The following is a 20,954-nucleotide window of genomic DNA, read 5'->3' as shown; positions in this document are numbered from 1 at the left end:
GCTTTATCCAATACCTCAAAAGTTTGTGATTTAACTCGTAACAAATCGTAACGCCGAATCGTTATGTGTATAAGTGCATTTATAATGTATGAATAAACAACAGGGTGGCAAGAAAAGGCAGTAAAACAGCGGTGAATCGGTTGTTTTTAATTCACGATTGACAAAGCTAAGTCTAAGTCGTACAAAAATTGAACTTGTGAATGTATCGTTTAAGTGAGAGTGATGAGCTCGACAAAAGTGAAGTGATGCGTGCTATTGTTTATTTTCTAATTTATTCGATTACATAAGGAAGGGTACATAGTAAAATTTGAAAAAATAATTATATCGTATGGATTAAAATATATAAATAATAAAACTTAGAAATTAAAAGATAAGAGCGCCAGATATTAATTCATTAAATTTTTGAACATGAAAGTAAACTCTATCTATTATGTTTGGTTTGGTTTGGTTTGGTTTGGTGGGAGAGTGCTCATCTCATTAAGAAAAGCGCTCAAATTTATTTAAGGACGGTTATGACAGCATTTAATAAAGTGTTTATTGTCACTCCCAATGTTAATGATTTTGCAATGTTGCAAGAGTCGCCATTGGAAATGTCTCTTCAAGTAACGGCAAGCAAACCTATCCAACTCTATGGAGAGTCTGTTAAAGCCAGTTGGAAAAGTATTGATATTGAATGGTTAGACGTTAAGGATGAAAAGCCATTACCCAGGCCTGATATTGCAGCATGGGGATCTTTTACTCTTGCTGTATCCGCTTCTATTGCGGATAAGCTCGATGTGTTGAGCGAGAATGTCGAATTTTTACCATTAAATCTACAAGGAAAGCCTTGGCGAGCATTAAACATTGTCACTCAAATTGATGCCATTGATACCTCTGCTACCGAGTATAATCTTCGTCATGGTAAGCTAAGTCGTGCTAGACCGTTTAAGAAACTCGTTTTGAATAGAGAAGCCGTTAATGAATCTGACTTGTTCAGAGTAAAAGGTGCTGGGCTCAGAACGTTTTGCACGGACAAAAAAGGTGGCTTGTACGATAGCGTCAAAGCGCTGAATTTGACCGGTTTGGATTTCAAGGAAGTGCTGGTTTAAAAACGAATAAATAGTAATTTACTCAATTAAAGTCATAGATATAGGTATGGGGGAACAAAAGCTGAGCATCTATCAATGAAGCTCATATACAGCTAAATACAGCCGCCACAGTTGTGACTGCTGTACTTCTCCCCTTAACTTATGTTCTTGAAACCCTAATTGAGCTGACCATGGACGCATCAAATCGACTGTCGTCATTTGCCGATTGCCACCACAAGCTCAATTGTTCTTTAGTCATTGGTTTGCCAAATAAATAGCCTTGCATATAGTCGCAGCGGTATGCCGATAACCATTCATGCATCATATTGTGTTCAATACCTTCTGCTGTAACCGTTTTATTTTGGGCATGGCATAGCTCAATAATAGGTTTGATCACATGTCCGTTGTTGGTGTTCATCAATGTAACGAGGAACTCTCGATCAAATTTGATTTTTTGAACCGGATACTGAACGAGCTGAGTTAACGATGTGTAACCAGAACCAAAGTCATCAATTGCAAGACGGTAGCCACGTTTTGATAGCTCATCAAGTAGGGCCGTGCCTTGTTGTTCTGCGGCAAAGGTTTCGGTTATTTCTATCTCAATACATTCTGGTTTAACACTGTGCAGTGTCGCTTGTTCATGGATGTAGTTTGCCATTTCTATCGAGTTTAGCTCTGCTGATGAAAGATTGACCGAAAGAACAATATCCTTACCGAAAATATTCCTTAATTGATGGTATTCCGCCGTTGCATTGGCGAAAACCCAGCGGTCAATTTTATCAAATAATCCGGCTTGCTCTGCAATTGGAATAAACTCCTTTGGGGGGATAGGGCCGATACCTTCGGCTTCCCAGCGCAACAAGACTTCTAACCCCTCAATTTCGTTGCTTCGATTGTTCATATAGGGTTGAAAAACAAGGTGGAATTCTTCCTCTACATTGCTTTTTCGGAGCGCACGTTCAAGCTGACTTCGTCTTTGAGACTCAATATTGAGAGCGGCTGAATAATAGGCGTATTGATTTTTCCCTGCCCGTTTTGCTTGATACATAGCCGCATCGGCACTGGAGAGTAACTTCGCGATGTCAGTACCGTCTTGAGGATATTGTGCAATACCTACGCTTGCCGTAACGGGAAATGAATTACTCCAAGATGAACTGAGATTACTAATTGGTTTTAGTAACTCTGATGCAAGCAAATCAGGCAAGCGTTTTACCTCTTGATTTGAGCTCAGCAAAATTGCAAATTCGTCACCAGATAACCTGGCGGCAAAGCAGGGGCTGTTGTAATCGTGCGAGAACTTTTGACAGGCATTCTTGATGTGTGATGAGAACACTTTTAATAAGTTATCTCCCAATTCATGCCCGTATTTATCATTCACGTATTTAAAGTTATCAAGATCGACGTAAACAACCCACAGAAACTGCGAAGGGGAGATAAGTTCACGAGTGGCAAGCTCATGAAAACGATGGCGATTGGCGAGTTGCGTCAGGTGATCCGTTTCAGCTAGGCGTTTTGTCTTTTTATAGATGACATTAAGTTCCTCATACATATCAAAAAAGCGTGCAGATAGGCGTCCTATTTCATCGTTTGTTTCTAGCTTTTCAATATTGTCACGTTGATTAGATTCAAGTTCGTTCAGCTGCTTATCAAGGCGAGAAACAGGGCGCAACACATAGCGGTACAACACCAAAATGATTAATGTGATGGTGAAAAACGCCGCTACGCCAAAGGAGAAAGCAAGTTCTAGCCACACTTTATCGACTTTATTCCACATTAAATATTCGGCAGGAGAAAGCACGGCATAAAAGTGCGGCAGCAGCTCAATGGTTTGAGCGAGAGGAATATCAAGATAAATGGGTTTGTCGGCGAAAGTAATCACGCTGTGCGTGTCAAACTCGATGTCATGCTTAATCTCGTTAAAGGCTTCAAGTGATACGGAAACTACCACAAAAAACACATTTTTCGAGTCAAAGCTCAAAGGGTGAGTCCCCGTTCTTTTGTCGACGACCTCATATTGAAGAAGAATGCTTTGTCCACTGGAGTTATAAATAAAGCCAGTGTGACTGAAAGCCTCTCTCTCATTGAAACTTCGTGATATGTACTCTAACACCTTTGGGTCGACCACGCCCGATGATTCGTAATATTTGTTTTCTGTGTAGTAGAGAAGGTTTTGTTTGCCGTCGAGGATCGCCATGCTTGCATCGCCTTTGTAACCATGGCTCAATACTTCAGCGGTCTCGTCTAATCGGTTAAACAAGACTCGTTCACGATAGGGGGTGTTATGATTTACCAAATAGTCTTGTAATACATCACTTTTACTGAGCGTATAGGCATAACTATTAAGAAAAATATTCGCTTGTCGAAACTGCCCGGCGAGCTTTTCCATTTGCAACTGAATATAGCTGTCTTCCCGCTTGATGAGCGTCACTTTTTGAATGCTATAAATAATATAGCTAGATACTAACGCGCTTAATAAGATCACTGGCGCGACAAGCAAAATGACTCTATTGCTTAACTTCATTATGGTTCTTAGTTTCCGTTTGTGTCCCTACAAACGTCGCGTACCAGGTAAGGTACTGAACGGATGATGTGTTTTGGCAAATTGTAACCAGATTGTAAGGTGAGCGTTCTCCAAAATCAGGCAGCTATCTAAGAATTGTGATGACGTGAAAGGTTTCGAGCTTATTAACTAGAGGTTTTCTCAGTAGTTGGACGTCTCTTTTCCTTCCTCCCTGTATAAAACCTAACCGTAATGACAGGGAAATACCGTCATCGAAACGTTTCGATGGTAAAGTGTGACTCAAGTGCACTTTTCCTATTCAATGACAATTGAATTACAGATCATTCTCACACCTTATCGATCTCACACTGGTCAAATTGCGATGACGAATTATTATTTCATCGAAACGTTTCGATGAGTTTTCTGTTAATAACGAAAACACTTTAAAACAGGCGCTCATGGTTGTATGAACGTGTAACCGAAAGGTCGATGAGATGAAAAAAAGTACCCTAATTAACTCAGATATTTCTTACTTGGTGGCGACGCTAGGCCACACCGACGAGATCACGATATGTGATGCTGGTCTACCAATCCCAGAGCATGTTCAGCGAATCGATTTGGCGCTAACGCATGGGGTACCAAGTTTTCTTGATACTGTTCGCGTAATTCTATCTGAGTCCCAAATCGAAGGGGTCATCATTGCGGAAGAGTTCTCTGATGCAAGCCCAGTTTTGCATGAAGCGTTGCTCAACGAACTGAGCAAAGAGAGTGAAGAAACGGGCAAATCTATTGAAGTGAGCTACGTGTCACATGAAGCGTTTAAAGCACGTACGGCGCAAAGTCGCGCTATCGTAAGAACCGGCGAATGCTCGCCATATGCGAACGTTATTTTCCAAGCGGGCGTGGTTTTTTAAGCCAGAGATATTGAGGACAGATTATGACTCAAGCCATTCTACAACTAAGCGAAATTGAGAAGGCGTTTCCGGGCGTAAAAGCACTCGACAAAGCAAGCCTGAATGTTTATCCAGGCCGTGTTATGGCGCTGATGGGTGAAAATGGAGCAGGCAAGTCAACGTTAATGAAGGTGTTGACAGGCATTTACCACATGGATGCGGGGAGCATTCAATATCAAGGTCAGCCGGCGGCCTTTAAAGGGCCACGCGATTCACAGGAAGCTGGTATTAGCATTATTCACCAAGAGCTGAACCTGATTCCTGAACTGACGATTGCCGAAAATATTTACTTGGGACGAGAGTTCACTGGCTCCTTAGGGCGTATCCAGTGGGGCAAAATGTATGACGAAGCTGACAAGCTTTTAAAACGTCTCAATGTAAAGCACTCATCAAAAACATTGCTTGGCGATTTAAGCCTTGGTGAACAACAAATGGTGGAAATTGCAAAGGCACTTTCGTTTGAGTCGAAAGTCATCATTATGGATGAACCAACGGACGCACTGACCGATACCGAAACGGAATCACTGTTTAAAGTGATTAATGAGCTCCGCGAGCAAGGATGCGGCATCGTATACATTTCGCATCGTCTTAAAGAAATCTTTGAAATCTGTGATGATATTACCGTGCTTCGTGATGGTAAGTTTATCGGTGAGTGCAAGGTGTCCGACACTGATGAAGATGGCCTAATTGAAATGATGGTTGGCCGAAAATTAGAAGAGCAATATCCACGTATTGATGTCCAACATGGCGAAACCTGTCTTGCAGTCATTGGTTTGACTGGGTCTGGCGTTCAGGATGTGAGCTTTACTCTCAAGCGCGGTGAGATTCTCGGAATTTCTGGCTTGATGGGCGCAGGCCGCACTGAACTCATGAAAGTCATTTACGGCGCATTACCTAGTGAGCATGGTGTTATCAATCTTGACAACAAAACTATTAACCCGGTTAGCCCGCAAGATGGCTTGGCAAATGGTATCGCTTACATCTCTGAAGATCGCAAAGGCGATGGTTTGGTTTTAGGTCTTTCAGTTAAGGAGAACATGTCACTTTGTTCGCTAAACCAGCTGACCAAAGGCTTCCAGATTCAACACAGCGACGAAGTGATTGCTGTGGAAGATTTTATTAAGTTATTCAACATTAAAACCCCAACGCGAGATCAAATCATCGGCAACTTATCTGGTGGTAACCAGCAAAAAGTTGCGATAGCGAAAGGGTTAATGACGAAACCTAAAGTTCTGATTCTGGATGAGCCGACACGTGGTGTTGATGTCGGAGCAAAAAAAGAGATTTATCAGCTCATCAACAAGTTTAAGGCCGAAGGCATGAGCATCATCTTGGTTTCTTCCGAGATGCCTGAAGTGCTCGGCATGAGCGACCGTATTTTAGTGATGCATGAAGGTCGTATCACTGGCGAATTTGATGCGAAAGACGCCGATCAAGAAAAATTACTCGCCTGTGCCGTAGGCAAAGAGATCAATGAGGAAGCAGCATGAGTACGAATACCATGAGCAAACCAACCGAAACTGGCAACAAGAAGTTGTTCACAAAAGAGTGGCTGATTGAGCAAAAATCACTGATAGCTTTGATCTTTCTGATCGTTGTTGTGTCATTTTTGAACCCGAACTTTTTTACGGTCGACAACATTCTCAACATTCTTCGTCAAACCTCCGTGAATGCCATTATCGCAGTGGGTATGACATTAGTTATTTTAACAGCAGGCATCGACTTAAGTGTTGGTTCGGTATTGGCATTGTGTGGTGCCTTTGCGGCAAGCATGATTGCGCTTGAGGTTCCGGTGCTAGTGGCGGTTCCAACTGCTTTAGTCGCAGGTGCAGCGTTAGGTGCGATCAGCGGTATCATTATTGCGAAGGGTAAGGTGCAGGCATTTATCGCTACGCTGGTTACCATGACGTTACTACGTGGTGTGACCATGGTGTACACCGAAGGTCGACCAATCTCGACAGGCTTTACTGACACCGCAGATGCGTTTGCATGGTTTGGTACTGGCTACGCGCTAGGCATTCCGGTTCCTGTTTGGTTAATGGTGGTTGTGTTCGCAGCGGCTTGGTATTTACTTAACCACACGCGCTTTGGTCGCTATGTTTACGCACTAGGCGGCAACGAGTCTGCGACTCGCCTATCAGGTATCAATGTAGACCGAGTGAAGATTGGTGTCTACGCCATCTGCGGTATGCTAGCAGCGCTTGCAGGTATTATCGTAACGTCTCGTCTTTCTTCGGCGCAGCCAACAGCGGGTATGGGCTACGAGCTAGACGCTATCGCAGCGGTTGTTCTTGGCGGTACCAGCTTGATGGGCGGTAAAGGTCGTATCATGGGTACCTTGATTGGTGCGCTGATCATCGGTTTCTTGAACAATGCACTTAACCTACTTGATGTTTCTTCCTACTACCAAATGATTGCAAAAGCAGTGGTTATCTTGCTGGCGGTATTGGTAGACAACAAAAACAAGTAATTCATAACAATCTGTATATATAAAACAGTGAATACAAACCGAGTCAGGGGACGTGTACTGGCTCACCCTACACAAAGGACTAGAACGATGAAAAAACTTGCAACTCTTATCTCTGCTGCACTTCTTTCTTCAACCGTATCGGTAGCGGCGCAAGCTCAAGATACCATGGCGATTGTGGTTTCGACGCTAAACAACCCGTTCTTCGTAACGATGAAAGACGGTGCGGAAGCAAAAGCGAAAGAATTGGGGTACGACTTAATTGTACTGGACTCGCAAAATGACCCGAGTAAAGAACTGTCGAACATCGAGGATTTAAGTATTCGCGGCGTAAAAGCAATTCTTATCAACCCAACGGATTCTGATGCAGTGTCTAATGCAATTCGTATGGCGAACCGTTCTAAGATCCCTGTGTTGACATTAGACCGTGGTGCAAGCCGTGGTGAAGTCGTGAGTCACATCGCGTCGGACAACGTAATTGGTGGTGAAATGGCAGGCCACTACATCATGGAAAAAGTCGGCGAAAAAGCAAAAGTCATTCAACTTGAAGGTATTGCGGGCACATCGGCAGCGCGTGAGCGCGGTGAAGGCTTTATGAATGCCGTGAAGGGCAGCGATATGGATCTTCTTGCTAGCCAACCGGCTGACTTTGACCGCACGAAAGGTCTAAACGTAATGGAAAATCTGCTAGCGGCTAACCCGGATGTACAAGCGGTATTTGCACAGAATGATGAAATGGCGCTAGGTGCACTTCGCGCAGTTCAAGCTTCTGGCAAAGATGTCGTTATCGTTGGTTTTGATGGTACGGAAGACGGCATTGCAGCAGTTAACCGTGGCAAACTAGCGGCAACTATTGCTCAGCAACCAGACCTTATCGGTGCTTTAGGTGTTGAAACGGCTGACAAAGTTTTGAAAGGTGAAGAAGTAGAAGAGTACATCCCAGTACCACTAAAAGTAGTCACTAAGTAAGTTTTAAGTTCAATAAATCATCCTAATTTTTGCTCTCTCCTCCGTTTATATCTGTCGTTTAGGAGGTGAGGGCAAACTTACCCAAAATACTGCAAAGTGTGGGGTATAGATGCCTTTGGCTTTTTATCGAGACTCCTTCATCAGGAAGAGAAGTTAAAGACATCTAATGTATTTTCCTAAACAGTTTTTAAAAAGGGTTCATTCAGAACCGAGGATAACCGTATGAATAAGTTAGTGGTGTTAGGTAGTGTAAACGCTGACCATGTTCTTCAAGTGCCTTCTTTCCCTCGCCCAGGCGAGACGCTGCATGGTCGCAACTATCAAGTTATCCCAGGTGGCAAAGGTGCCAACCAAGCCGTCGCGGCGGCGCGATTAAATGCAGACATAGGTTTTATCGCTTGTGTGGGCGACGACTCATTCGGCATTAACATTCGCGAAAACTTCAAAATGGACGGCATCGATATCACTGGTGTGAAGATGCAGCCAAATTGCCCGACAGGTATCGCGATGATTCAAGTGTCGGACAGTGGTGAGAACAGCATTTGCATTTCAGCTGAAGCAAACGCCAAACTGACAGCAGAAGCGATTGAGCCAGATTTAGAGCGTATTCGCCAAGCAGATTACTTGTTAATGCAATTGGAAACGCCGATGTGCGGCATTGAGAAAGCTGCGCGTGTAGCGAAAGATGCCAAAACCAATGTCATTCTGAACCCAGCGCCAGCTCGCGAACTGTCAGATGAATTACTGTCTTGCATTGACGTGATTACACCAAATGAAACGGAAGCTGAAGTTCTGACAGGTATTACTGTAACAGACAACGAAAGCGCGCAAGAAGCGGCGAATGAGCTACATGGTAAAGGTATAGAAATTGTCATGATCACACTCGGTGCAAAAGGCGTTTGGCTAAGCCAAAACGGTCGAGGCGAAATCATCTCGGGTTTCCGCGTTGAAGCGACGGATACTACCGCAGCGGGCGATACATTTAATGGGGCATTCGTCACTGGTCTCCTAGAAGATTTACCTTTAGAATCAGCGATTAAGTTTGCACATGCGGCGGCTGCAATTTCTGTGACCCGCTTTGGCGCGCAAACGTCGATTCCAACCCGCGAAGAGGTGGACGCGTTTCTCGCTGAACAATAAGGCGCACAATGCCTCATTAAAATAGGAGTAGTAACATGGCGACGATGAAAGACATCGCAAAACTGGCAGGGGTTTCCACTTCAACAGTGAGCCATGTTATTAACAAGACGCGTTTTGTGAGCGAAGAGATCTCTGAACGCGTTAACAATGCCGCAAAAGAGCTTAACTACTACGCGCCCTCTGCGTTGGCGCGTAGCCTCAAAGTTAATCGTACCAAAACCATTGGTATGCTCGTGACAACCTCAACCAACCCATTCTTTGGCGAAGTCGTAAAAGGCGTCGAACGCAGCTGCTACCAAAAAGGCTACAGCCTCATTTTATGTAACACCGAGGGTGATAACGAACGTATGCGTCAATCCATTAATACGCTATTGCAAAAGCGTGTCGATGGTTTGATTTTGATGTGTTCGTCGCTAGAAGGAGAGCGTATCGATGTATTTGAGCGTTACCCAGATATCCCAGTAGTGGTAATGGACTGGGGGCCGATGCTATTTACAAGTGATAAAATCCAAGACAACTCACTTCGTGGCGGTTACTTAGCGGCGAAATACTTAATTGATTGCGGCCATACCGAAATTGGGTGCATCACTGGCCCTTTGATTAAACACCAAGCGCAAATGCGATACGAAGGTTATAAGCGAGCAATGAACGAAGCGGGCTTGGAATTTAATGCCAATTGGATCATTGAATCGGACTTCGAATGTGAGGGTGGGTATCAAGCGTTCAAAAAAATGGCTCAGCGTGGCGCATTACCCAGCTCGATTTTCGTCTCTAACGATATGATGGCGATGGGTGTGATTAACGCCGCAAATGAGCTCGGTATTAAAGTGCCGGACGACCTATCCATTATTGGTTACGATGACATCCATATCGCGAAATTTATGTCGCCATCGCTAACTACCATTCATCAGCCTAAGTACCGTTTGGGGCAGGCTGCCGTTGAGACTCTTGTCCGAAAGTTGGATGAAAAATCAACAGAGGCACAGGTCGTACAATTAGAGCCGACTCTAGTGGAACGAAAAAGCGTCAAGAGGTTAAAGTCAAACCTCACTGAATGACGTGTGATGTTGAGCTAAAAAATTAAAAAAGTCGTTTCTCTTTATACGATAAAGCCTTACTATCGTCGTTGATTATAAATAAAACTATTAATTGTTGTCTGGCGGATTAGTCAAATGTTATCACAAGGTTACGCTAAGTTATCTGTAAAACACCCTTGGTTTCACCGAGTTAATGTTATTACAGTTGTATTGATTTTTTTTGTGAGCTGCTATCAGCTACTGGTTAATGAAGCATTTGAGTACGCAATTGGCTTTATTATTACACTTTTGGCGTCAGCTTTATTTGCATCAGCTTCTGCATTCAAAAAACGCTATCTAGGCTTGGACTCATAGGCACGTCTATTTCCAACACCGTTCAATAGCATCATTTATTGCTTTCAAGTAAACATTGAACTGAATTATGATCGAGTGCATCAAGAGGAGGACAAATGTCCTCCTTTTTGTTGGGGATCACGCTCTAATATAAGCGTATTCCAAACAAAATAATAAAGGACATGTTATGGACCTCTTTGCCTTACTCGATATTAATAATACTCTCGTTAACATTCCGATTGGCGACGGCTACGCAATGAGCTGGATCGAAGCTTTCGGTACCGTTTTTGGACTGCTTTGCATTTGGTTTGCCAGCCAAGAAAAAACCATCAACTACTTATTCGGTTTGCTGAATGTCACGCTTTTTGCCGTTATCTTTTTTCAAATTCAGTTATACGGATTATTGCTTCTTCAATTGTTTTTCTTCTGTGCGAACATTTACGGCTGGTATGCGTGGACTCGTCCAAACGCACAAGGTGAAACGCTGGAGGTTCGCTGGTTAAATAAACAGAAACTTATTACTACTGCCTCTATTAGCGTTGCATGTATCGCATTATTAACGATCTATATCGACCCATTTTTCTTTGCGCTAGCAAACATTGCTGTTGATAGCTTGAATCTCTTTGGTGCTGACTTGGCTGAACCGGTGCTTGAACCTGACGCGTTCCCGTTCTGGGATGCAACCATGACAGTACTTTCTGTTGTTGCACAAATTCTGATGACACGTAAATACGTCGAAAACTGGATTCTATGGGTTGTGATTAATATTATCAGTGTGGGTATCTACGCGACGCAAGGTGTTTACGCAATGTCTGTTCAGTACGCGATTCTTATGTTCATCGCTGCCAATGGCACGCGTGAGTGGGCTCGTAGCGCTAAGCGCAATGGCGATAAAACCTTAGCGCACGCTGCTGCGTAAGGAACGAAAAATGGCCAAACAACCTCATATCGGAGTGGATGAAACACAAATCGCTCCCCTCGTTATTGTATGCGGCGAGCCAGATCGAGCGAATCGTATCGCGGTATTATTTGATGATGCAGAAATGGTGTCGGAAAACCGCGAGTACCGTGTGTTTACCGGCAACTACAAAGGCAAGCCTGTTTCAGTATGTAGTACAGGTATAGGTGCGCCATCGATGATCATCGCAGTGGAAGAGCTAAAACAGTGCGGTGTGACTCATGTGGTACGCGTTGGATCGGCGGGGGCAATGCAATCAGGCATTCATCTTGGCGAGTTGATCATTGCCGAAGGCGCGGTAAGAGATGAGGGCGGCTCTAAAGCGTATGTCGATTCGTCTTATCCAGCCTACGCAAGCTTTTCACTGTTAAAGGAAGTTGAGCGTTACTTGTCGATGCAAAAAGTGCATTATCATTTTGGTGTGGTGCGTTCTCACGACAGTTTCTATACCGATGACGAGGATGCAATATGCCAACATTGGAACAAGAAAGGCATCTTAGGTGCCGATATGGAAACCTCTGCGCTGTTTACGGTCGGTCGACTACGAGGCCTTCATGTGGCTTCGATATTAAACAACGTGGTGCTGTATCAACAAGATGTGAAAGAAGGTGTTGGTCAGTACGTTGATGAGGCTAAAGTAATGATGCAAGGTGAGAAGAGTGCCGCGATTACGGCATTAGAAGCCTTGGTTGCTCAGCGTTAGCCAGTCTCTATCTCAGTAAGTCACATAAACAGAATAGATGTAAAGCGACAGATCACTGTCGCTTTTTTATTTGGAGTTACGGGGTACAATCCACCTTAAATAGTTGTCCGTAACTTTTTCTGAGAGAGCAGAAAATGAAAATCAGCCCTTATCCGACTGGTCGCTTCAAAACATACCTTGAAGAAAAGAGTGCCACCTTTCGCGATTTGATTTATCAATGCCAAATAAATTCGCGTTACTTTGATGCTGGGGAAGCAATTCTCCGCCAAGGTGAGCAACTTCAGTACTTGTATGTTGTGCCAGTAGGTCGAGTCTCGATGAACATATTGGCCGCAAATGGACGACGTTTTCAATTAGGGGAAGCTAACTGCGACTATCATATTTATGGTGAAATGGAGTTCTTCACTCAGACTCCTTGTCAATGGAATGTGATAGCAGATGAACATATGCAGGTTGATGTTATCTGTATCCAAAAACTAACCGAAGCACTGCAAAATCATCCCCAAATGATGGTGTTCTTCGCTTCAGCATTGGCTGAGGATTATCAAGACTCCATGGATATCTACACTAACCGTTTGTTGCATCCCATTACTTACAACATTGCCTATGATCTTCTCGTCCGTAATCAGACGGATAAGTTGCTTGGTGGTTTTGATAAAGTGAACCAAGAGGCTGAGCGGTTTGGTACCTCAGGCCGAGTCTATCGACGTGCAGTTAAGGACTTGATTGAAAAGGGATTGATTACAAAAACGGACAACGGTTTGGAGATTATTGATGCGCTGGCACTCAAAGCGTTTATTGAAGCGCATGAATGATACGCCCAGGTATTGGAACTGATGGGTTTTATAAGTCTTTGATATATCTAAGTCTTGAGTAAACGTAACTAATGTAAAGTACCTTAAATTTTGTTGAATGCATTAAAGAGTAGCGTTATATTGCGAACGCGTATGATAATAGATCTCATTAAGGCTTAACAAAATGAAAAAATTCGTTGGTGCGGCTATGCTGTCGTTATTTACTGTTTCTCCTTCTTTCGCTGCTAAAGTTGTGATTGACCACTACATGGGTCAAACAGAGCTAGAACAATCCCCAGAGCGTGTGGTTGTGATTGGCTTTGGCCCGCTAGATGCGTTGGACAACTTTGGTATCGATCCTGTTGCAGTATCTAACTCTTCTAATCTTCCTAGTTACCTTTCAAAATACAGCAAAGATAACTACACCTCTGCGGGTAGTTTGTTTGAACCTGATTTTGAAACCATCTACATGCAAAAACCGGATTTGATTTTGGTTGGTCCGCGAGCGTCTGCGAAATATGAAGAGCTGAGTGAAATTGCCCCTACAGTTGTTTTTGCGGCGAAAGAGAACCAAGGCTATTGGGAAGGCACGCAAGCGCAATGGCGCAATATTGGTAAGATCTTCAATATCGAAGAAAAAGTAGAGCAGAAAATTGAAGCGCTAGATGCTCAATTTAAAGCAATCCGTGACTACAACCAATCGAACAAAAATGATGCATTAACGATTTTGAGCATGGGTGACAACATCAGCGCGTTTGGTGCCCAGTCGCGATTTGGCGTCATTTATAACGACTTTGGCTTCTTGGAAACGGTTGAGCACGTGAAAACGGGCACTCACGGAGATGTCATTTCTTATGAGTTTATTCGTGAAGCTAACCCGAAAAATATTCTCGTGGTTGACCGAAATTCTCTGACAGGTACGCCGGATAACGATATTCGTAAATCCATGGATAACGACTTAGTCAAAGCGACTGCGGCATATAAAAATCATAAAATCACTTATTTAGATGTGGACGCGTGGTACTTGTCGATGTCTGGTGTGACAGCAACAGAAAAAATGGTCAGTGAGATAAAGCAAACCGTTGAACTGTAATCCAAGATAGCAGAGGTTAACTTTGAAGAAGTTATTGCTAACCCTTGTGGTTTTAAGCACGGTTTCGTTATTTGTTGGGGTGGCAAACATGACGCCCCAACAACTCTTTTCAGGTGATGAGAAAGCATTAGAACTTTTCTTTACCAGCCGTATACCACGTTTATTTGCCATATTGCTTGCTGGTGCTGGCTTGAGTATTGCGGGTCTTGTCATGCAGCAAATCAGCCAGAACCGATTTGCGGCACCTTCTACAACTGGTACGATCGAATGTGCCATGCTGGGCTATGTACTGAGCGTGGTTTTCTTTGGTAATGATAATCACCTTTGGCTCGTGTTCGGCATCTCGGTATTTGGGACGCTGGCGTTTGTTTTCTTTATTCAGCGCATTCAATTTAAGAGCGTGGTTTTTGTGCCACTTGTCGGGATTATTTTCGGCAATGTCATCCAATCCATGACTACGTTTATCGCTTACAAATATGATGCACTTCAAAGTCTGAATGCTTGGACAGTCGCAAACTTCGCCAACATCTTGCGTGGTGATTTTGAACTGCTGTACATCGCGGTACCAATGGTTATCCTCAGCTATCTTTTTGCCGCAAGGATCTCTGCCGTAGGTATCGGAAAAGATTTCGCGATTAACTTGGGTTTGAATTATCAGCAGGTTGTGACGATTGGCGTGCTATTGGTGTCCATCATGTCAGCAAGTGTCGTGATGATTGTTGGCCAGTTGCCATTCTTAGGGCTGATTGTACCGAATCTCGTGAGTCACTTTTATGGCGATAACCTCAAAAAGAACATTCCGCTTACGGCCATGTATGGGGCCATTTTAGTGTTGTGTTGCGATTTGGTGAGTCGTTTAATTATTTTCCCTCATGAAATGCCAATCTCTATCGTGATTAGCATATTGGGTGGCGTGGTATTCATCGCAATGTTGTTGCGAGGTAAGCAACATGCGTGATTCAACGAAAATCCTGCTGCTAGGTGGCATTGCGATTCTTTTCGCGTGTCTGTTTATTGGTATTGGGCTAACGGCTGACAACTACCAATATTTTTTGTCTCGTAGAGTTCCTAAAGTATTGGCGATAGTGCTAGCGGGTGTGGCCATTGCTCAGTCTTCACTTGTATTTCAAACCATTACGCACAACCGAATTTTAACGCCAAGTATCATGGGTTTTGATGCGCTGTATGTGTTAACCCAAATTTTGATCGTGTTGATTTTTGGTGGGTTGAGTACCTTAGTTCTTAACTTGTACGTCAATTTCGCGATTGCAGTAATTGTAATGGTGTCGTTTTCGCTACTGCTGTTTGGGTTTTACTTTTCAAAAGGCAGCAAGAACTTGATTACGTTGCTATTGGTCGGCTTGATCTTTGGTCAGCTATTTTCCAATGCGGCGTCATTCTTTTCTTTGCTGATGGACCCAAACACATATGCAATTGTTCAGTCGAAACTGTACGCCAGTTTCAATAATGTCAAAGTGAACTTGGTTTACTTTAGTGCTCCGGCTTTGATGTTTGCATGTTGGTTGTTGTTTAGGATGCATCGCACTTTAGATGTGTTTTGGCTCGACCAAGACAATGCGAAAAGTTTGGGTGTTGATGTACCTAAAGTGACGAGAAATGTGTTTATTATCTCGGCGGTTTTGATTGCTATTTCTACGGCTTTGGTAGGGCCAATCATGTTCTTTGGTTTACTAGTGACCAACTTAAGCCGAGAAATGTTCCGAAGTTACCAACATAAAACGCTATTGGTCGGATGTTCGTTTCTATCCATCAGTTCACTACTTGCTGGGCAATGGATAATCGAAAACGTGTTCAGTTTTGAGACGACGTTGAGTGTCGTAATTAACTTTATCGGCGGTGCGTATTTCTTATACCTGCTGCTGAAAAACAAAGTTGTATAAATATGATAGTAATAGACAAATTAACGAAGGCTTTCGGTTCAAACAAAGTCGTAGACGAGGCCAATACTCAGTTTGAAAAGGGCAAGGTAACATCGATTATCGGTCCAAATGGCGCGGGAAAGAGCACGCTGTTATCTATGGCCTCGCGCTTAACGGAGCGAGATGGCGGTAGTGTTATCATTGATTGCAAGGAAATCGCGGAATGGGACACAAAAGAGCTAGCGAAAAAACTGGCAGTACTTCGCCAAGCTAACTCGATTACAATGCGGTTTACCGTAAAAGAGTTAGTCTCTTTTGGTCGTTTCCCATACTCTAAAGGAAATCTGACTAAAGAAGATCATGAGGTCATAGAAAAAGCGATCGACTACTTAGATTTGCAAGATATTCAAGACAAATACTTGGATGAATTAAGTGGTGGTCAGCGACAGCTTGCATTTATTGCTATGGTGATTGCACAAGATACAGATTATGTCTTTCTTGATGAACCTCTTAATAACTTAGATATCAAACACTCTCTTCAGATCATGAAAGTTGTGCAGCAGTTAGCCCATGACATGAATAAAGCTATGGTGGTCGTGATTCATGATATTAATTTCGCGGCGTGTTACTCAGATGTCATATTGGCGCTTAAGAAAGGTAAAGTTGTGGCGAGTGGTGCGGTTGAAGAGGTTATTCAAGCGTCTACGCTAGAGGACATCTACGAAACGCCATTTAACATCATAGAGTTAAACGGTAAGCGTATGTGTACTTATCATTAAGCGAGCTAGTTCGTTTTTAACGAGATCAATAGATAGGCGGGCTTACTTGGTGAGCTCGTCTATGATTGGGCATCGGCTCTCTGCATCTCCAGGACAAGAAGAAACCCAACCTTCAAGTTGCGTTTTGATCTCCATGAGGTGTGCAATTTTTTCTTCAACCTCTCTCAGTTTGTCCATGGTTCTTGCTTTTACTTCGCTACTTTTGCGGTTGGGGTTATGAGCAAGTTGTACGAACTCTTTGCATTCTTGCAACGAAAAGCCTGCGCTTTTTGCGCGTGATACCAAGTTAAGCTCTTGAATATGATTATCTGAATATTCGCGATAGCCTGAGTCGCTGCGCGCTGGTGGAGATATGATCCCTTTGTCTTCATATAATCGAATCGACTTAGATGAAAGCCCTGTGAGCTTCGCGACAGCACCAATATTCATGTTTAACCTCCATAACGTTTAAGGCGAGTATATACCGATGTTGTGGATAAGACACTCCTAAATAACAGTCAGTTACCTAGAGTCCCCTTACTCTTTAATCACTTCATGTGGTGGCACACCAAATGCCTTTTTGAAGGCATAAGTGAAGTTAGAAGGGTGGTGGTATCCGGCTTCATAGGCGGCTTCTGTTATCGTCACTAGGCCACGTTCCAAATGTTGCCTAGCAATCTCAAGACGTCGAAAACGAATGTAGCCGTTTATGGTCATATTAAGTGATTGTTTAAATCGGCGCTGCAGGTTTGAAACACTCATTGAGAATTGGCTCGCCAACTTTTCCAAGCGTAGTTCTTGATCAAGGTGAGTTTCAATATAGCTGACAATATCCTCAATCCGACCGTCAATGTGTCGTTCAATACTGCTGTTTTTAGCACTGAAATTCTTAGGAATTTGCTTGGTGGCTTGATGTAAAATTTGATAGATCAAGCTTTCGACCTCTAGCTTCTCTTGGAACTCTTGCGGTGTTTCTCTATTTGTTAACGTGTCAGCCAGCTCGCATAGCGTCTGGTTAAGCTCCAACTGTTGAAACGCCTGATGAGAGTTAAAAAAGGCTCGATGGCTACAATTTTGCTCAAGGCGGGCCTCTAGCCATTGGGGCTTAACCAATATGTTGATCTTATTAATGAGGTTATCTTTGAGCAGTGAACGACGAAAATTTGCAGGTTTGAGTAAGTTCACCACTACACCCTTAGGGCCGTCGCTCGCGTCTAAATCAAATTGCAAATCGTCGTAGCCAAACGAGAGTCTACCTTCTAAAAGAATAGTGACCAGCAGTGAGGCGTGTGCAGTAGAAACAATATTCGAATCAATAAGTTCTAGACAACGCCCGCCATGAACAAAAATTTGATCATTATACTGATATGATAGGAACTTACCTTCGGCCAGTTGAGTTTGACAAGGTTGGCCTTGCGTGACAATCCATTGTTTCTCTGTCGCCTCTAGTCTTTGGGTTAAAGCTATCTTGGCAATTTTAGTTCGTTTTGTTGTGACTTCCTGCATTTGACACTTCCTCATAACACTTGTGCGATTTCGCATAACCAAATCGCCTTTGTATTTATAAAACTCATGCTTATTATACCTGAGAATTATTATCATTAATATTTAGGAATGAAGTTATGGAAAGCCCTGCTTGTTCACCTATCAAGCTTTCAAGCCTTTGCCTTGCAGTGGGAATGGCGCTATCAACCCCTGTTTTAGCTCAAGATACTGAGTCACATTTTGAAGAGGTCGTTGTATGGGGAACGAAAGTTTCCAGCAACACTGAGTCGATGTTTGCGGACGACATGTCACTGAAGCAAGCGGATCATATGTCTGATTTACTGCGCGATATTCCCGGTGTGGATGTTGGTGGAACACACTCTGTGAATCAACGTATTACGATTCGTGGTTTGAGCGAAACCGATTTGGACATTCGTCTTGACGGTGCTTCTCAGCATGCGAGCATGTTCCATCATATTGGTAACTTGACGTTGAACCCTGACATTCTCAAATCTGCGGACATTCAGGTAGGTAATAACTCTGTGACTCAAAACGGGTTAGGCGGTTCGGTCTACTTTGAAACGAAAGACGCTCGTGACTTACTTCGTTACGATGAAAAGTTTGGTGCGCGTGTTTATGGCGGCTATGCATCCAACGACAACCAACAAGGTTCGTTGACACTGTACGGACTTTTGTCCGAAAACATTGATGCGATGGTCTATGGCCATTACGTTACGCGTGATGATTTTGAAGATGGTGATGGCAATAAAACCTATGGTGCTGCAGGTGATGTTTACAACATTCTGGCTAAGCTGGGGTATGAACTAAATGACATCCATCGTTTTGAGCTCTCTTATGACATGTACCGAGACAGTGGAGATTACAGTCCGCGTCCTGATATGTCTGGTAGTGCAAATAATAGCCTGTCGAGCAAGTTACTTATCCCTACGGATTATGACCGCGATACCGTTACCTTGAGTTACGAGTTGCGAGGCGAACAACACCAAGGAAACGTCACTCTTTATAATACCGAGACAGAAATTAAACGTGACGAAACGGTGATGGCCCCTCGTTGGCCCTCGAACCGTTTATCAAAGAACACCGCCAAAAACCAAAACTTTGGTTTGAATGGCAAATTCCAGTCAGATGTTATGTTAGGTGAGTTTGATAATCGAGTCACTTATGGCTTCGACTACATGGATAAAACGTCTTCGAGTTACTACGGTAGTCGTAAGTTTATGGACGAATCGGCGATTTCAACCGCACTGTTTGTAGAAGATCAGTTCTTCTTCTCTGATGCCTTCTTTATTACTGCAGGTATGCGCTTTGATGATTACAAACGCAAAGCTGAGACAGGAAACAGTAATTATGATGATGTGACTTGGGCTCTAGCAGCAGAATGGGCGGTGACGCAAGATTGGACGTTGTTTGCGAGTGCACGCTCTCTATTTAAAGGTCCAGAGCTAATGGAAACCTTTATTGCTTACCAAGACGTTGCATTTTTAGAGGATGGGTTAAAGCCAGAAACGGGATTGAACACGCAGGGTGGTGTTCGTTTTGATAAAACCTTTGATAAGCATTTCTTTGGGGCGAATATTACGATATTCCAAACGGAAATTGATGATTACATTGCAGACCAGTACCAAAACGCGACTCAAACTTACCTGATTTACAACTTAGGTGATGTTGAGATTAAAGGCTTTGAGGCAAGTGCTTCTTATGGTTACGACAAGTTTAACAGCAAACTTTCTTACTCTAAGTCGGACACCAAAAACAAGAATACTGGTGGTCCTGTTGCTGGGGGTAATGGGCGTAGCATTGATATGGGTGATAGCATTGCTCTAACTTTGGATTACCAGTCAGACGCTTTAGAAACGATCTTCGGGTGGAACTCAATGTTTGTTCTAGAGGAAGACAACGTCTTTGATGGTCAGCCAAAGAAAGCAAGTTATGATGTGCATAATCTATACGCTCAATGGGTGCCGTCTGATATTGATGGACTGTCGGTGACCTTTGGTATTGATAATGTATTTGACGAGTTGTACAGCTCTCATGCGTCTCGTTCGGGTATTGCACGTGGCTTCACGCTTGATGACTACGAGCCGGGTCGCAACTTCAAGCTCTCTGCAGCTTATCAATTCTAACAAGGTTCTTCATAGGACGTTTCAAAGTAACGAGTAAGTTCATGATTAAAGAAAGCACCCGAATAGATAGTGAACACGCTGACAAATACTTAGTGACGCTTTGTCGGCATTTTGGACGAAAGGTTCCTGCTACTTGGAATGAAAATAGCGGTTTGGTGACATTTCCGACGGGAAAAGCGGAGTTTAACCTTTGTGCATCTAGCCTAACTATAACCTGTGAGGCGGATTCAGAAGAGAAACTGAATACGGTTAAGGCGATCATTTCATCGCATGTGGACATGTTTTCTCGTCGAGAAACATTAGCACTTAGCTGGGTTCGTTAGCGCTCGTTTAGGGATGCTGTGATAGAAGTGGAATATTAAAAGCAAAAGCCCGCAATCTTATGATTTGCGGGCTTTTATTGTTTGAATGCTATTGCGCTTTCTCAGGCTCTAGGCTTTTTTTTTCCTGCTGCATTTTTGCTAGGAAGTAGATGTTAACGCAAGCAATAAAACCGTTAGTTAATACTACAGGCCAAGAATCAATCATTAGTCCGTAAGCGGTAAATAGCGCACAACCAATAAAGTTAAGGATACGAAGCTTAACAATATCTTTCATAGTTAGCGAAATAGCGACCATGATTGAAGCTGCATAACCTAAAATCTCAACCATATTCATGTCCATTTTTTGACCC

General features: G+C 43.3%; 20 protein-coding genes. 16 read left to right on the top strand and 4 right to left on the bottom strand.

The features are described 5' to 3' along the window. Positions 1-512 precede the first annotated feature (512 nt). Positions 513-1,088, top strand: a complete 576-nt coding sequence (locus tag R7P72_RS01640; RefSeq protein ID WP_031778819.1) for an imm11 family protein — start codon at positions 513-515, stop codon at positions 1,086-1,088. A 139-nt stretch (positions 1,089-1,227) separates the two neighbouring features. Here R7P72_RS01640 and R7P72_RS01635 read toward each other — a convergent pair whose 3' ends face one another. Continuing rightward, positions 1,228-3,588, bottom strand: a complete 2,361-nt coding sequence (locus R7P72_RS01635) for an EAL domain-containing protein (RefSeq protein ID WP_005373150.1) — start codon at positions 3,586-3,588, stop codon at positions 1,228-1,230. A 473-nt stretch (positions 3,589-4,061) separates the two neighbouring features. On the opposite strand from R7P72_RS01635, the gene rbsD reads away from it, so the two are divergent. The 13 genes from rbsD to vctC all read left to right on the top strand — a co-directional run bounded on the left by rbsD (position 4,062) and on the right by vctC (position 16,673). Then, on the top strand, positions 4,062-4,481 hold the full coding sequence (gene rbsD / locus R7P72_RS01630) for a D-ribose pyranase (protein ID WP_005382620.1): 420 nt from the start codon (positions 4,062-4,064) through the stop codon (positions 4,479-4,481). 23 nt (positions 4,482-4,504) lie between these two features. After that, entirely contained in the window at positions 4,505-6,010 is a 1,506-nt protein-coding gene (gene rbsA / locus R7P72_RS01625; RefSeq protein ID WP_053304495.1) for a ribose ABC transporter ATP-binding protein RbsA, read from the top strand. Next, positions 6,007-6,990, top strand: coding sequence for a ribose ABC transporter permease (gene rbsC / locus R7P72_RS01620; protein ID WP_005382618.1), 984 nt, complete (start codon positions 6,007-6,009; stop codon positions 6,988-6,990). The genes rbsA and rbsC overlap by 4 nt, the downstream gene beginning before the upstream one ends. An 87-nt stretch (positions 6,991-7,077) precedes the next feature. Then, the gene (rbsB, locus tag R7P72_RS01615; RefSeq protein ID WP_005373143.1) at positions 7,078-7,956 is read left to right on the top strand and encodes a ribose ABC transporter substrate-binding protein RbsB; all 879 of its coding nucleotides are present in this window, start codon (positions 7,078-7,080) and stop codon (positions 7,954-7,956) included. 222 nt (positions 7,957-8,178) lie between these two features. After that, a complete protein-coding gene (gene rbsK / locus R7P72_RS01610; RefSeq protein ID WP_053304494.1) occupies positions 8,179-9,096 on the top strand; it encodes a ribokinase in 918 nt (305 codons plus the stop codon). Positions 9,097-9,131: 35 nt separating this feature from the next. Next, the gene (locus R7P72_RS01605; RefSeq protein WP_005373138.1) at positions 9,132-10,154 is read left to right on the top strand and encodes a substrate-binding domain-containing protein; all 1,023 of its coding nucleotides are present in this window, start codon (positions 9,132-9,134) and stop codon (positions 10,152-10,154) included. 499 nt (positions 10,155-10,653) lie between these two features. Further along, positions 10,654-11,385 (top strand): nicotinamide riboside transporter PnuC, encoded by a 732-nt coding sequence (gene pnuC, locus R7P72_RS01600; RefSeq protein WP_017820308.1) that lies wholly within the window; start codon positions 10,654-10,656, stop codon positions 11,383-11,385. Between the two features lie 10 nt (positions 11,386-11,395). Next, positions 11,396-12,127 (top strand): nucleoside phosphorylase, encoded by a 732-nt coding sequence (locus R7P72_RS01595; RefSeq protein WP_005373131.1) that lies wholly within the window; start codon positions 11,396-11,398, stop codon positions 12,125-12,127. Positions 12,128-12,261: 134 nt separating this feature from the next. Beyond that, complete coding sequence (locus R7P72_RS01590; protein WP_005373126.1) at positions 12,262-12,942, top strand: Crp/Fnr family transcriptional regulator; 681 nt, start codon at positions 12,262-12,264, stop codon at positions 12,940-12,942. Between the two features lie 163 nt (positions 12,943-13,105). Then, positions 13,106-14,014: a siderophore ABC transporter substrate-binding protein gene (locus R7P72_RS01585; RefSeq protein WP_005376635.1), complete on the top strand. Its 909-nt coding sequence runs from the start codon at positions 13,106-13,108 to the stop codon at positions 14,012-14,014. Between the two features lie 22 nt (positions 14,015-14,036). Then, on the top strand, positions 14,037-14,972 hold the full coding sequence (gene vctD, locus R7P72_RS01580; RefSeq protein WP_017820306.1) for an iron chelate uptake ABC transporter permease subunit VctD: 936 nt from the start codon (positions 14,037-14,039) through the stop codon (positions 14,970-14,972). After that, a complete protein-coding gene (gene vctG / locus R7P72_RS01575) occupies positions 14,965-15,915 on the top strand; it encodes an iron chelate uptake ABC transporter permease subunit VctG (RefSeq protein WP_005376631.1) in 951 nt (316 codons plus the stop codon). The genes vctD and vctG overlap by 8 nt, the downstream gene beginning before the upstream one ends. A gap of 2 nt (positions 15,916-15,917) precedes the next feature. Then, on the top strand, positions 15,918-16,673 hold the full coding sequence (gene vctC / locus R7P72_RS01570) for an iron chelate ABC transporter ATP-binding protein VctC (RefSeq protein ID WP_005376629.1): 756 nt from the start codon (positions 15,918-15,920) through the stop codon (positions 16,671-16,673). Between the two features lie 42 nt (positions 16,674-16,715). Here vctC and cueR read toward each other — a convergent pair whose 3' ends face one another. Both cueR and R7P72_RS01560 read right to left on the bottom strand, forming a co-directional pair. After that, positions 16,716-17,102, bottom strand: a complete 387-nt coding sequence (gene cueR, locus R7P72_RS01565) for a Cu(I)-responsive transcriptional regulator (protein ID WP_005376627.1) — start codon at positions 17,100-17,102, stop codon at positions 16,716-16,718. Between the two features lie 87 nt (positions 17,103-17,189). Next, positions 17,190-18,158, bottom strand: coding sequence for a helix-turn-helix domain-containing protein (locus R7P72_RS01560; protein WP_005376626.1), 969 nt, complete (start codon positions 18,156-18,158; stop codon positions 17,190-17,192). A 116-nt stretch (positions 18,159-18,274) separates the two neighbouring features. Between R7P72_RS01560 and R7P72_RS01555 the strand changes: the two genes are divergently transcribed. After that, complete coding sequence (locus R7P72_RS01555; RefSeq protein WP_318110367.1) at positions 18,275-20,281, top strand: TonB-dependent siderophore receptor; 2,007 nt, start codon at positions 18,275-18,277, stop codon at positions 20,279-20,281. Positions 20,282-20,322: 41 nt separating this feature from the next. Then, positions 20,323-20,604, top strand: a complete 282-nt coding sequence (locus R7P72_RS01550) for a DUF2218 domain-containing protein (RefSeq protein ID WP_005376622.1) — start codon at positions 20,323-20,325, stop codon at positions 20,602-20,604. Between the two features lie 88 nt (positions 20,605-20,692). Here the strand turns inward: R7P72_RS01550 and R7P72_RS01545 are convergent, their stop codons facing one another. Then, a complete protein-coding gene (locus R7P72_RS01545; protein WP_005376619.1) occupies positions 20,693-20,944 on the bottom strand; it encodes a YgjV family protein in 252 nt (83 codons plus the stop codon). Between the last annotated feature and the right edge of the window lie 10 nt (positions 20,945-20,954).

This window comes from Vibrio sp. Vb0888 (genome assembly GCF_033338835.1).
Classification (GTDB): domain Bacteria; phylum Pseudomonadota; class Gammaproteobacteria; order Enterobacterales; family Vibrionaceae; genus Vibrio; species Vibrio alginolyticus.
Note: the sequence above shows the minus strand (reverse complement) of the source record. Positions and strands in the feature narration are given on the sequence as shown.